The organism is Methanosphaerula palustris E1-9c (assembly GCF_000021965.1).
GTDB classification, from domain to species: domain Archaea; phylum Halobacteriota; class Methanomicrobia; order Methanomicrobiales; family Methanospirillaceae; genus Methanosphaerula; species Methanosphaerula palustris.
This window is the reverse complement of the sequence record NC_011832.1, coordinates 339531-352564: the sequence shown is the minus strand read 5'-3', so window position 1 is coordinate 352564 and position 13034 is coordinate 339531. Positions and strand designations below refer to the sequence as shown.

General features: G+C 55.9%; 16 protein-coding genes. 11 read left to right on the top strand and 5 right to left on the bottom strand.

Annotated elements, in window-relative coordinates; all coding sequences use genetic code 11:
- Positions 1 to 253: 253 nt before the first annotated feature.
- Genes MPAL_RS01675 through MPAL_RS01660 form a run of 4 tightly spaced genes read left to right on the top strand, consistent with a single transcriptional unit; the run spans position 254 to position 3795 of the window.
- Positions 254 to 1243, top strand: coding sequence for a hypothetical protein (locus tag MPAL_RS01675; protein WP_012617027.1), 990 nt, complete (start codon positions 254 to 256; stop codon positions 1241 to 1243).
- On the top strand, positions 1240 to 1914 hold the full coding sequence (locus MPAL_RS01670; RefSeq protein ID WP_012617026.1) for a type 1 glutamine amidotransferase: 675 nt from the start codon (positions 1240 to 1242) through the stop codon (positions 1912 to 1914). The genes MPAL_RS01675 and MPAL_RS01670 overlap by 4 nt, the downstream gene beginning before the upstream one ends.
- Complete coding sequence (locus MPAL_RS01665) at positions 1866 to 2672, top strand: TIGR01458 family HAD-type hydrolase (protein WP_012617025.1); 807 nt, start codon at positions 1866 to 1868, stop codon at positions 2670 to 2672. Before MPAL_RS01670 ends, MPAL_RS01665 begins: the two co-directional genes overlap by 49 nt.
- A 7-nt stretch (positions 2673 to 2679) precedes the next feature.
- Entirely contained in the window at positions 2680 to 3795 is a 1116-nt protein-coding gene (locus MPAL_RS01660) for a hypothetical protein (RefSeq protein WP_012617024.1), read from the top strand.
- 1 nt (position 3796) lies between these two features.
- Here the strand turns inward: MPAL_RS01660 and MPAL_RS16080 are convergent, their stop codons facing one another.
- From MPAL_RS16080 to MPAL_RS01635, 5 genes are all read right to left on the bottom strand, one after another.
- Positions 3797 to 3940 carry a hypothetical protein gene (locus MPAL_RS16080; protein ID WP_158303601.1) on the bottom strand — a complete coding sequence of 48 codons (144 nt, stop codon included), beginning with the start codon at positions 3938 to 3940 and terminating at the stop codon, positions 3797 to 3799.
- A gap of 234 nt (positions 3941 to 4174) precedes the next feature.
- Positions 4175 to 4330: a DUF1328 family protein gene (locus MPAL_RS14930; protein WP_012617023.1), complete on the bottom strand. Its 156-nt coding sequence runs from the start codon at positions 4328 to 4330 to the stop codon at positions 4175 to 4177.
- 13 nt (positions 4331 to 4343) lie between these two features.
- On the bottom strand, positions 4344 to 4640 hold the full coding sequence (locus MPAL_RS01645; protein ID WP_236610411.1) for a hypothetical protein: 297 nt from the start codon (positions 4638 to 4640) through the stop codon (positions 4344 to 4346).
- A 231-nt stretch (positions 4641 to 4871) separates the two neighbouring features.
- Positions 4872 to 5027, bottom strand: coding sequence for a DUF1328 family protein (locus MPAL_RS14925; RefSeq protein ID WP_012617021.1), 156 nt, complete (start codon positions 5025 to 5027; stop codon positions 4872 to 4874).
- A gap of 14 nt (positions 5028 to 5041) precedes the next feature.
- The gene (locus MPAL_RS01635; RefSeq protein ID WP_012617020.1) at positions 5042 to 5284 is read right to left on the bottom strand and encodes a hypothetical protein; all 243 of its coding nucleotides are present in this window, start codon (positions 5282 to 5284) and stop codon (positions 5042 to 5044) included.
- A 391-nt stretch (positions 5285 to 5675) separates the two neighbouring features.
- Between MPAL_RS01635 and MPAL_RS01625 the strand changes: the two genes are divergently transcribed.
- From MPAL_RS01625 to glmS, 7 genes are read left to right on the top strand one after another with little or no spacing between them, the layout of a single operon-like run.
- The gene (locus MPAL_RS01625; protein ID WP_012617019.1) at positions 5676 to 6323 is read left to right on the top strand and encodes a protein-L-isoaspartate(D-aspartate) O-methyltransferase; all 648 of its coding nucleotides are present in this window, start codon (positions 5676 to 5678) and stop codon (positions 6321 to 6323) included.
- Entirely contained in the window at positions 6313 to 6945 is a 633-nt protein-coding gene (locus tag MPAL_RS01620) for a cyclase family protein (protein ID WP_012617018.1), read from the top strand. The genes MPAL_RS01625 and MPAL_RS01620 overlap by 11 nt, the downstream gene beginning before the upstream one ends.
- A complete protein-coding gene (locus tag MPAL_RS01615) occupies positions 6942 to 7547 on the top strand; it encodes a hypothetical protein (protein WP_012617017.1) in 606 nt (201 codons plus the stop codon). Before MPAL_RS01620 ends, MPAL_RS01615 begins: the two co-directional genes overlap by 4 nt.
- Before the next feature lie 37 nt (positions 7548 to 7584).
- Positions 7585 to 8841 (top strand): phosphopentomutase/phosphoglucosamine mutase, encoded by a 1257-nt coding sequence (locus MPAL_RS01610; protein WP_012617016.1) that lies wholly within the window; start codon positions 7585 to 7587, stop codon positions 8839 to 8841.
- A gap of 4 nt (positions 8842 to 8845) precedes the next feature.
- Positions 8846 to 10048, top strand: a complete 1203-nt coding sequence (gene glmU, locus MPAL_RS01605) for a bifunctional sugar-1-phosphate nucleotidylyltransferase/acetyltransferase (RefSeq protein WP_012617015.1) — start codon at positions 8846 to 8848, stop codon at positions 10046 to 10048.
- A gap of 10 nt (positions 10049 to 10058) precedes the next feature.
- Positions 10059 to 11213: a bifunctional sugar-1-phosphate nucleotidylyltransferase/acetyltransferase gene (glmU, locus tag MPAL_RS01600; protein WP_012617014.1), complete on the top strand. Its 1155-nt coding sequence runs from the start codon at positions 10059 to 10061 to the stop codon at positions 11211 to 11213.
- A gap of 1 nt (position 11214) precedes the next feature.
- On the top strand, positions 11215 to 12954 hold the full coding sequence (gene glmS, locus MPAL_RS01595) for a glutamine--fructose-6-phosphate transaminase (isomerizing) (protein ID WP_012617013.1): 1740 nt from the start codon (positions 11215 to 11217) through the stop codon (positions 12952 to 12954).
- Positions 12955 to 13034 lie beyond the last annotated feature (80 nt).

The window sequence follows — 13034 nt, the reverse complement described above, 5'->3', positions numbered from 1 at the left end:
GAAGATCTGGGACATTCCACCCATTCCAGATATTTATTTCTGATTCCAGCATAATCCAGCCCGTTTTTTTTCAGGGACCAGTTCAAAAAAACAGGAACGCATCGGATATTTTAAAATTCAACATAGAATTACGATTTTCCCCCCAGAAAACGTCAATCAACCCAAGCCCATCCTTATGAATAGTACCAAATACCAATTTATTCAGATAACGCCTGTGACTGCACAGGCATTCAGCCAATTGTCTGGAGTCATTATGATCTGTACTCATCCCATCTCCCACTCACTTGAGAGACTGATCGCCCTGACTGAGCAGGTGCTGGAGATCGAGATCACCATCAAACGACTCAAAGAAACCCCGTATCGTGGGATGCTCCTCGACCCGTACACGTATGGCACGTATGAACCAGTCATCCTCGTCAGTACTGATTACCTGGGGATGCTGAAGGATTTCGTGATTGCCAAACACTGTTTGACACTGTTGTTGAAAGGGTCTGCCTTCAATACAGGAAATCTGAAGGTCCTCTCGTACAACGAGGAGTCGGCGTACCACGGGATGAAGCAGATCTACCTGGACATCCTCAAGGAGGACAGTGAAAGCGGGAGAAAGATCGAGACCACGAAACTGATCAGGATCCTCTTTCAGTTATACACTCATTTTTACGAGACCTGCGCTGAGGTTCCCTGGGATATCGTTGTCAACCGCTGGCTGTACCAGCACTGTCCAAAGATGCGAAAGGCACAGATGTATTATCTGATCAAGGAGGGAAAGCGAGACATGGCCGCTCTGCTCCAGTTCAAGGAATCGCTGCCAAAGAAGTTCTTCGTGATGAACAAGGCGATGTTCTATGCACGCGATCTGTACCTTGCCGATGCCCTCCCCTCAGAAGACCTGATGCCAGTCAAGAATATCCCACAGATGCAGAAGTTCGATCATCTGGAGGTGAAGGAGATGCTGACGACCCGCTGGACCAAATCGTCCTGGTACAAGACCAAACTGGTCGGGGATCAGATGAAGCGGATCCTTGAGGAGAATGTGTTATCAGACAACGAAAACCTCAAAGACGCCGCATACTTTACCGGGATCTTCAACCAGGGTGTTGCGGTCACCGATCTCTGGTGTTCGTTTATGCACATGGAGAACTGGTTCACCTGGGCATCCCCGGAGGTGCACAGGGTTACTGATGGACGAAAGGAGGAGATCGAGACCTCTGCACTCCAGGAGATCTTTGGAGACCTGATATGATCACACTCCTCCAGCATGGTTCTGGCGAGCAGGCCGGTCGAATCCTCCCCCTGCTCGATCAGTGGGACGTGACCTGCACCGTCCTGCACCTGTATGAAGGAGAAACGGTCCCCATTGAACAGGTCGAAGAACTGATCGTCCTCGGCGGGCTGATGAGTGTCAATGACGAACAGGAGTATCCCTTCCTCGCAGCAGAGAAGAATCTTATCAGGACGATGATCAAAGAGGGGAGGCCGGTCCTCGGGATCTGCCTCGGCGCTCAGATGATCGCGGCTGCCCTTGGCTACAGGGTCTTCGATATGACCCCGGAGCAGGGGTGGTACAGAGTCAGAAGAACACCTGGCGGCGATGCCTGGTTCCCTGCCGAGGTCCCGGTCTTTGAATGGCATCACCAGACCTTTGAACTCCCGGACGGGGCTACCCTCCTGTACCAGGGGGAAGGAACCTGTCCGCAGGGATTCATCTACCGATCCGCCCTCGGGGTGCAGTTCCACCCGGAGGCCACCATCCCGATCATCGATCACTGGACAGCCGGCCTCTCCCCTGCAGAAAGAGATACTATTATTCAGCAGTCGATGCAACGTGAGAATCAGAGCAATCTCTTATGCAGCACACTTCTCGCATGGTTTCACACGAGGCGATCGATCTCGACGGGATCGACGCCTTTCTGATCGACCTGGATGGGGTCATCTATACTGGGACAACTCCAATCCCAGGAGGGGCAGAGACCCTGACCCTGCTCGACCAGCTCGGCTATCGGGTGGTCTTTCTCTCCAACAGTACCCAGCGTTCCCGAGGCTCGATCCTGGCAAAACTGCAGTCGATGGGGATCACCGTCGATCGCTCCTCGATCTTTACCCCGCCTGTGGCAGCTGTCGCCCTGATCGAGGAAGAGGGTGGTGGCCGGTGCCGGCTCTTCACCACAGGAGATGTGCATCAGGACTTTGTCAGTTCTGCAATTGAGATCCCATCCTCCGGCGGGGTGGACTATGTGGTGATCGGGGACGCCGGGGACCGCTGGACAACCGCACTGCTGACCGATGCGTTCCGGTGCGTGCAGGACGGGGCCAGGCTCCTCGCCCTGGAGAAAGACCGGTACTGGATGGGCGGTGACGGACTCCGTCTATCGGCCGGCCCGTTCGTCGCAGCGATCGAGTACGCCACGGGGGTCACCGCAACGGTGCTGGGCAAACCATCTCTCCAGTATTTCCACCGGGCCCTGCAGAGTATCGGAGTCAGCCCGGAGCGGGCGGCGATGATCGGTGATGACATCACCACCGACATCGGGGGAGCTCAGCAAGCCGGGCTGAAAGGGATCCAGGTCAGGACCGGAAAGTACAGCGAGGAGGCGATCCGGGGATCAGGGGTCACCCCCGATCTTCTGATCGATTCGCTGGCTTCGCTGCAGATGATACTGAGGAGAGGCTGAACCCGGGATGACTCCCAGGCACCTCGCCGGATTTCTGCTGCTCATAACCCTCTGCCTCATTGCTGCAGGCTGTATTGGTGGGGTGCTCACCCCTGCTGGAGGCGTGGTATACCCGCATATCGTCCCCGATCCAGGGGCTACCACACCCCAGCCACCAGAGTACACATTCAAGTTCCAGGAGACGACCTTCTCCTCCTCGATACAGGTCGACGGGCCGGCCTATGCCGGGGCCGTCCATGCAAACAAGACCGTGCTCCTCTACAAGGAGATGCCAGACCAGGAATGGATCGGCGGATCGTACCTTGCAGAGATCAACGATCCCGCACAGACAACCTTCTATCAGCAGTTGCTGGCCGGGTTCCGGGATGCCAAAGAGCGGCATCATCTCGACTCCGATGCCTACCTGGAGTTGATCACCGCGTTCGTCCAGCAGATCCCGTATAAAAGTGTGGATGGAGCAGGGGCGAAGTTCCCGATCCAGACCTATCAGGATCAGGCAGGGGACTGCGATGATAAGAGTCTGCTGCTGGCCGCCCTTCTTTCAGCAGAGAATTATAATGTCTCACTGCTGGTCTTCCCTGCAGAAGAGCATATGGCGATCGGCGTCAACTGCTCAGGAGAGGGATACCAGAAGAGCGGGTACGCCTTCATCGAGGCGACCAATCTGAGTTATGTTGGAGTCCCACCGGAGACGCTCGAAGGCGGGGTAGTGCTCCGGTCGGCTCCGCTGATCGTCAGGGTAGGAAACGGCACCGAGGGGTTCACTCAGATCGACAAGACCAGTGCGATCGCATCCGCACGCGACAGCGCAGATCAGCAGGCACAGGCCCTGGCACCCACCCTGAACGATCAGAAGATTGCCCTCGCTTCAGCAGGGCAGATCCTCAATCAGCAATACGCTGCAATCGCTACGATGACGGCGGGTAAGGCCCGGCAGGATCTGGCCGATCAGTATAATCAGGACCTCGTCCGGTACCAGCAGCAGGAGGCCGACTACAACGCCAGCGTCGACAGGTACAACCACTACGGCAGTGTCCACAACTATATCATCACTCACCAGTACGACCGTGAAGGTACGTACCGATGGCTGCAGAACAATGCCCCCACCCTGTTACCGGTATGAGTCAGAAGGTCGATGCCCGAGGTTTGTCCTGCTGCGAAGACTGACTGCTCTGCAGGTACGTCAGCCTGCTGATCTGCGATCTGCGCCAGACAAGCGGGTACGCTGCGGCCCGTTCTGCAAGCAGAGTGAATGTTGTCCGTTCCATACAGAGAGATGATGCGTCTGATACAGATATGACCAGAGGGAAGCGGGGTGAAAGTATCAGATTGGAGAGAACCCAACAGTTCATCATCCAAAAAAAAGTCCCCTGTTTTGATCTATCCCATTCAAATCATTTTAAGAAGAAGATCGAATGAAAGAAAAAAGAGGTGCCAGGAGATGAAACACATTTCCTTCATTGTATCGCCGGAATCTGGTTAATCTGTCTTCATAGATTCCTCTAAAGAAGAAACGTAACGATGGCCACGACAACGAAGATGATGACGAGCCATTTCGCGATCTCCATGGAGAAGCCGGCTATTCCCCGTGCACCCAGAATAAAAAAGACCAGGGCCAGTACAAGGAAAAATATGGCAAGACCGATCAGATCAGCCATCTTTTTGTCTCCCCTACTTCTTCTTCAGTTCCGATGCGGCCTGGTGTGCCGCGATTTTCGCATCTGAAACTGTCTTGTGGACACCTGTCTTTACATCATCTGATATCTGTGGTTCAATCACCCCTGCATCTTTTCCAGCATTATGAACGACAACCTTTACATCATCAATTACAGCATGTGCAGCCTCATTGGCGTCATCTAAGGCATTTTTAACTTTTACTTTTAAATTATCAGTCATGTTCTTTCCAACTCCCATCCTGGATTTGATCGTTTTGGATAATTGTATTTGTATAGAGTAGAGTATATACAAATTTCAGGACGTATCCCAGTATAGCATCAAGGTATTTAATCCTTACCAGATCGGTGTTCCAGTTCAGCATCCTTTTCTGGCAACCACATCGTTCAATCCCGGTCTCCCCTGCTCACAGCCATTCGAGGAGAAGAAGAAAGAGATCAAATCAAAAAAAATCGATTTGGAGATGCAACACCTTTCCTGCACTGCATCACCGAACCCGACTCTGTTTTTGTTTTTAAGATCTCGCTACAGGAGGAATGTAACGATGGCCACGACAACGAAGATGATGACGAGCCATTTCGCAATCTCCATGGAGAAGCCGGCTATTCCCCGTGCACCCAGAATAAAAAAGACCAGGGCCAGTACAAGGAAAAATACGGCAAGACCGATCAGACCTGCCATCTTTTACGTCTCCCCTACTTCTTCTTCAGTTCTGATGCGACCTGATGTGCCCTGATTTTAACGTCGGAAACAGCCTTGTGAGCACCGGTCTTTACATCATCTGATGCCGGCGATGCTTCCACCCCAGCATCTTTTCCTGCGTTATGGACAGCGACCTTTGTATCATCAATTGCGGCATGTGCAGCCTCATTGACGTCATCTAAGGCTTTTTTGGCTTTTACTTTTAAATTATCAGTCATGTTCTTTTCAACTCCCATCCTGGATACAATCTTTTTGGATAGTTATACTTGTATATAACAAGTCATATACAAATCTCAGGACGTACCCCCCATAGAGCGAGACAGTATATATCTCTTTCTGAGCTCTGCTATGATGCATCGTCTCCCGCTGACATCCACACCCTTCTTCCCGGTCATCCCGTGTCGGAATGAATTCTGAACTGTGGTTCAGACCATATTATCATCGTGATGATGCATCGATGCAGGCTCAGACATCTGAAAAGGGCCCTGCCCCAAAAAGATGAAAGCAATGATGCCAGGTATCATAGGTCCATCTCCCGACCCACCCAGGTGTGAGCTGTTCAGGAAGACCGCAATCCATTTATCTGGAATCCGCTCTTTAGAGATCATAGTCACAGGGAGAACGGGAATGGATGAGACAGCAGAGCAACACCGGGAACGTCAGGAGATGGTAAGCACCCAGATCGCAGCCCGCGGGATCACCGATTCCCGATTGTTAACGGTCCTGAGAACGGTCCCCCGCCACATCTTCGTCCCTGAGGAGTGGCGGCACCAGGCCTATCTGGATACACCCCTTCCGATCGGGGAGGGGCAGACGATCTCACAGCCGTACATCGTCGCCCTGATGACAGCCCTGCTTGAACTGAAACCCACCGACCGGGTGCTTGAAATCGGCACCGGGAGTGGGTATCAGGCCGCCATCCTCGGGCTGCTGGCGGAAACGGTGATCTCGATCGAACGAATCCCTGTTGTTGCTGCCCGTGCAGAGGAACACCTGCGACAGATAGGGCTCACCAATGTAGAGGTGCTTGTAAAGGACGGCACCGACGGCTATTCCCCTGGGGCTCCGTACGATGCAATCCTCGCCACCGCCGGCACGCCATCAGTCCCGCCCCCACTTTTGGAGCAGCTGGCCGATCACGGCCGGCTCGTCGCCCCGGTCGGGGGACAGGACCTGCAGGAGCTCGTGCTGATCCGAAGGGAGGGCGACCGGTATGAGGAATATCCAGAAGGGGCGGTCAGGTTTGTACCGCTGATCGGTGAGCATGGCTGGTGAACAGGCGATCATCGACCTGACCAGATCGCTCTCGCCTGATATGATGGTCTTTCCCGGAGACCCGGCGGTCAGGTTCACCAGCATCGACGAGGCAGGGGCGACGATCACCTCCCTCTCGCTCTGTTCCCACAGCGGCACCCATATCGATGCTCCGCACCATTATTATAAAGACGGCGCTGGCGTCGACCAGATCCCGCTCACCCACCTGATCGGACGGTGCAGGGTGATCGACCTGCAGGTTGCAGGAGATGAGATCACCGCTGCCGACCTGTCAAAGAGGCTCTGCGGGGCCACCCGGGTGCTGATCAGAACCTGGTTCTCAGAGAAAACCACCTTTGACCAGCACTATCCTGCGCTCAGCCGCGAGGCCGCAGCCCTCCTCTGCAGGGAGAAGGTGATCTGCGTCGGGGTCGATACCCCCTCAGTAGAGCCGTTCACCGGCGATGGAAGCGTTCACCGGAAGCTCCTCGGGGAGGGGATCGCGATCATCGAACTGCTGGACCTATCCAGAGTTGCCGGGGGAGAGTACTGGCTCACCGCCCTTCCGCTCCCCCTCAAAGGACTCGATGGGGCACCGGCGAGGGTCGTCCTGCTCAAGAATTATCACGGAGAAGGATCATGAATCTTATCGCAGAATCAGCAGCACTCCTCGGAGAGAAGCTCGACCGGAGCGGATGCGAGGATGGTATCGTCGTCATCGATGTGAACCCGGATGCAGAGCACTGCCCGTATGAACGCGGGGCCTGCATGGAGGGAGCCTTCGGAGGGAGAACTGCCCAGTTTGTCACGAATTCACCGATCCGGGCCGCCCCGAAGGTCTCGGATATGGTAGGGGCCCCACTCCCCAATGAGAATGAGCGGGCGGCAGCCTGTTCGGTGATCAATGCGGTGGCCGGCTTTCTCTGCCTCTCGCGCCGGCTGAAGGGGTGCGAGAAGAGCAATCACCCCCTCTGTCTGGCGGCCCTGACCCAGGAACTGACTGAAAAGATGGTCTACTGCATCGGAGATCTCAGAGAGATCCCGACGGCGCTTGGAAGCAGGGTCGTCGACACACCCGAAGCCGCAGATCTGCTGCTGGTCTCGGGCGACGGGATGATCAGTGAACTGGGTATGGCACTGATCGACCAGTACCGGGGGAAGAAAGAGATCCTGCTGCTGACGCCCTCCACAGCCGGCGTCGCAACGATGCAGAAGTTTCCGCACTGGTGCCCCTATGGCCGGTGAACAAACCTGATATTCCCAGACCGATAACTATTCTATCATGCTTTTCGGGTCTTCAGGAATACGGCGCAAATTCGACCAGACACTGGTCGACCTCGCGCCAAGGGTCGGTGCTGCCATGGCGCAGGACCGACAGACCGTGCTGGTCGGGACGGATACCCGCACCACCAGCAGGCTCCTTGCAGATGGTGTGATTGCAGGGCTCATCTCTGCCGGGGCATCGGTGGATGTCTGCGGGGTGGCGCCGACCCCGACGATCGCGTATGGTGCACGCACACAGGGTGCAGGGTGTATGATCACGGCCTCGCACAACCCCGAAGCCTACAATGGACTCAAACTCTTCAACCCGGACGGTTCCTCGTATACCCTGGCCCAGCAGCAGGAGATCGAGGAAATGCTGAAAGGAGAGGACCGGTGGGCAGCATGGAACAAACAGGGACGGTTGCGGCAGGTGGATGCTATCGCCGTTCACACTGAAGCGATCCTCGATCAGATCACCCCAAAGAAGGAGATCACCGCCATCGTGGATTGTGGGAACGGGGCGGGATGCACCGTCACCCCCGATCTGCTCAAAAGAGCAGGGGTGAAGACGATCTGTCTGAACTGCAATCCGCGGGGAAGGTTTGCCCGTCCATCAGAACCACTTAAAGAGTCGTTTCCCTACCTCCCCGACCTGATCCGAAAACGCGGCGCGACCTGTGCGGTGATGCACGACGGTGATGCAGACCGGATGATGGCCTTCGATGATAAGGGGCGGTATATCGGCGGCGACCACATGCTGATGCTGCTGACCAAATACCTGGGCGCCGCCCATGTGGTCACCACCTCAGACGCCTCGATGGCGATCGAAGAGATCGCAGAGGTGCGGAGGACCCCGGTCGGGGACAGTTTCGTCTCCGAGGAATTGCTCAGGTGGGGCGAGTTTGGCGGAGAACCCTCCGGCGCCTGGGTCTTCCCCGACATATCGCTCTGCCCGGATGGTCCGTATGCGGCGGCCCTCCTCTGTGAGATCGCCAGTGAGTGGAAGATCTCAACGGTGATCGACGAGATGCCGAACTACCCGATCCTGCGCGAATCCGTGCAGGTCGATGATGCACGGGGGATCCTGACCAGACTCGGCGCAGAGAACCCGACCGATGGGCTTCGAATCGAGGAAGAGGGTGGATGGTGCCTGATCAGGGCCAGTGGTACCGAGCCGAAGGTCAGGCTGACAGCAGAGGGAACGACCCCGACCAGAGCAAAGGCGATGCTCGTCAGAGGGCAGGACCTGCTGAAGAAGGGAAGAGCAAAGGAGTGAGAATATGGAATGTGTGATACTCGCAGCAGGTGAAGGGAAACGGATGCGTCCGCTGACTGGTCAGCGGCCAAAGGTGATGCTCCCTGTTGCAAACAGACCGATCCTTGAACATCTGATGGTCGCTGCCGCAGAGGCCGGGATCAAAAAGTTCGTCTTTGTGGTCGGATATGGTGAGCGGGAGATCAGGAACTACTTTAAGAACGGAAAGGCTTGGAATGTCTCGATCAGGTATGTGACACAGCGGCAGCAGCTCGGGACCTCGGATGCGTTAAAGGCCACCGAAGGGCTGACCTCAGGCAAGTTCCTGCTGATGAACGGGGATATGATCGTCAGTGCTTCAGACCTCGTCACCCTCTGTGAGATGGATGCCCCGGTGATGGGGATCCACAGGACCGATCATCCCCAGGATTTTGGGGTTGTGACCTGTGAGAATGGGCTGATCACCGGGCTTGAGGAGAAGTCGCAGCATCCGAAGAGCGACCTGATCAATGCCGGAGTCTACCTCTTCGATCAGACGATCTATCCACTTATCAACGCAGTCGGCCTCTCCAGCAGGGGGGAGTATGAACTTACCGACGCCCTCGACCTGATGATCAGGGAAGGGCAGCTGGCCGCCCACCCCCTGAAGGTCTGGCTGGACATGGGCTACCCCTGGGACCTGCTCGATGCCAACACCCGGCTCTTATCGGTCCTCTCTCCAGTGCAGGAGGGAGAGGTCGAGGATGGGGTCACCATCCATGGCGCTGTCAGCATCGGGGCTGGCACCGTCATCAAGGCTGGCACGTACATCGAAGGGCCGTGTGTGATCGGAAAGGACTGCAAGATCGGGCCGCATGCGTACATCCGCCCCGGGACCGCTGTCGGCGACCGATGTCATATCGGCCACTCCAGTGAACTGAAGAACTCGATCATCATGCCAGAGACCAAGATCCCACACTTCAACTACCTCGGCGATAGTATTGTTGGCAGCGGATGCAACTTCGGGGCCGGAACCAAACTGGCCAATGTCAGGCATGATCATGGGATCATCAAAGTCTGCGGCAGGAGCACCGGTCGGAAGAAGTTCGGTGCGATCGTCGGGGACAATGTACAGTTCGGGATCAACTGCTCGGTGAACGTCGGGACCGTCATCGGCAGTGACTCAAATATCGCCCCCCATTCATTTGTCGAAGGGTGGATCGAAGATAAGACCAACATCCAGTCATAGGTGAAACGTAATGCAGGCAGTTATTCTGGCAGCAGGGGAGGGGACCCGGCTGCGGCCGCTGACCCGGTCGCGCCCAAAGGCTCTAACCCCGGTTGCAAATACCCCGATCATCGAGTATGTGATCAAAGCGCTCCAGATGAGCGGGATACGGGATATCATCGTCGTGGTCGGATATCGCAAGGAGCATGTGATCAGGTACCTGAACATGCTCGACGTTCAGGTCAGGGTGGTGGTGCAGGAGAAGCAGCTCGGCACAGCCCATGCACTGCGGTATGCAGAACCCTTCCTTGAGGGCGATTTCCTGCTCCTCTCCGGTGATAACTACATCGATCCACGATCGATCCAGCAGATGATCAAAGAGAAGAACGCTGTGCTGGTCACTGACCACCCCTCCCCCTCGAACTTCGGAGTGGTGATGGTCAAGGACGGGTATATCTGCGAGATCCGGGAGAAACCAGCCGACGCCCGCGGGTTCATCGTCTCCACCGGCGTCTATTCGCTGGACCGGTCGTTCTTCAAGTATATCGTCGGAAATGAGATCCCAGATGCGTTGCAGGCGATGCTGAATGCAGGCGAACAGATCAAAGCGATCCAGGCGTTCGACTGGCAGGATGCGATCTATCCCTGGGATCTTCTCCAGATGAACGCACGGCTCCTGAAGAATATCGATGGAACCAGGGCCGGAACGATCAGCAGAAGCTCCAAACTCTACGGCCTGATCCATATAGGGAAGGGAACCACCATCGGACCAAACACCTACATTCAGGGGCCGGTCTCGATCGGAAACGACTGCCATATCGGACCGAACTGCTGTATTATGCCCAACACCTCGATCGGCTCCCGGGTCACAGTCGACCCACTCACCTACCTCGGCAACTCGCTGATCATGGATGATGTGGTGGTTGGCTCACATTCCCGGATCCTGGATGCAGTGATCGGGGAAGCCTGTACGCTTCGCGACCACACCACCACCTGGTCCCATGAGGCCATCTTTGAACTGGAGCACCAGTTCATGAAGGCCACCTTCGGAGCGGTCCTCGGTGACCGGGTCAGTTCGGCCCCATTCACAATCCTCAAAAACTGCATCATCGGGAACAATGTCTCGATTGAAGAGGGGAACACCACGATATCAGGCGTGGTCGCAGACAACTCGGTGGTGATATGACGTGTGCGGAATTGTAGGATATATCGGGTTCCGGCGGGCGGCCCCGGTGGTCGTTAACGGGCTCAAGAAACTGGAGTACCGCGGGTATGACTCGTTCGGAATCGCAGTCAACAATCCAAAGATGCAGGTCTTCAAGAAGGAAGGGCGGATCTCAAAGAACGAGAAGGCCGCCAGCCGGCTCCCCGGCCATATCGCGATCGGGCACACTCGCTGGGCCACGCATGGCATCCCCAACGATATCAATGCCCACCCGCATCAGGACTGCACCAAAAAGATCGCGGTGGTCCATAATGGAATCATAGAAAACTATGCCGAACTGAAGCGGCAGTTGATCGGGAGAGGGCACACGTTCATCTCCGAGACCGACACCGAGGTGATAGCTCACCTGATCGAAGAGGCCTACAAAGGCGATCTCCAGGCGGCGGTGTACCAGGCAATTCAATACCTGCAGGGTTCATATGCCCTGCTGGTGACCGTCGAAGGGGAGGATAAGATCGTCGCGGCACGGGACAGCAGTCCGCTGGTCCTGGGGGTTGGGGACGGGGAGTTCTTTGCAGCCTCAGATGTGACCCCTCTGCTCGAGTTCACCGAACGGGTGATCTACCTTGAGGATGGAGACCTCGCCACCCTGACCCCAGAGAAGAGCGAAATCTTCCACAACGGGGTACCGGTCGAACGATCGATCGAACTGATCGACTGGTCGATTGAGAACGTCAAGAAGGGGGGGTTCGAACATTACATGCTCAAGGAGATCTATGAACAGCCGCAGGTCTTCTACAACACGATGATGGGGATCACCCCCGACCAGATCCCTCCCGAACTGAAGCAGTCGGACGAGGTGACGGTGGTGGCCTGTGGCTCCTCATACCACACCGGCCTGATCTTCAAGTATCTGCTCGAATCGATCTGCAGGATTCCGGTCAGGGCTGAACTCGGTTCCGAATTCAAATATTTCACCCCACCAATCAAGGGTCTGGTGATGGTGATCACACAGTCCGGTGAGACCGCCGACACGCTGGCCGCGCTGAAGAAGGCGAAGGCCTATAACTGTCCGACCCTGGCCATCACCAACGTTCTCGGCTCGACGGTGACCAGGATGGCGGACCATACTCTCTTCATGCGAGCTGGCCCGGAGATCAGTGTCGCCGCCACCAAATCATTCATCGCGCAGCTGGCAGTGCTGATGCAGATCGCGAACCTCCTCCATGATGGAGACCTGACCGGGGTGCTGACCCATGCAAACAGTGTGATCGAGGAGGCCCTGCTGACCGATACCAAAAAGGCAGTGGAGATCTGCAGTCCTGCAGAGCATATCTTCTACGTTGGCAGGGGACTCTTCTACCCGATCGCCCTCGAAGGGGCACTGAAGATGAAGGAGATCTCGTACATCCATGCAGAAGGCTACGCTGCCGGCGAGTTGAAGCACGGTCCCTTCGCACTCCTCTCCCCACAGACCCCAGTGGTCGCCCTCTGCTCGCCTGGGAATACCTATCCGGTGATGGTCTCCAATATAAAGGAGATGAAAGCCCGCGGCGCACCGATCATCGCGATCGGTGTGAATGGGGACCTGGAACTCTCCGAGATCGTCGACGTTTTCATCCCGATCCCTGAATCACATGAACTCGTACAGGTGCTGGCCACCTCAGTGGTGTTGCAGATGCTCGCCTATCATACCGCAGTCGCCCTGAACCGTGATATCGATAAACCCAGAAACCTGGCCAAGAGCGTTACTGTCGAGTGAACGCCCCTTTTTTTCGATCATATGCAGACCAGACCGAAAAGGTCGTCGCCCAGATGTCGCTTTTGCGATCGATTATGCTT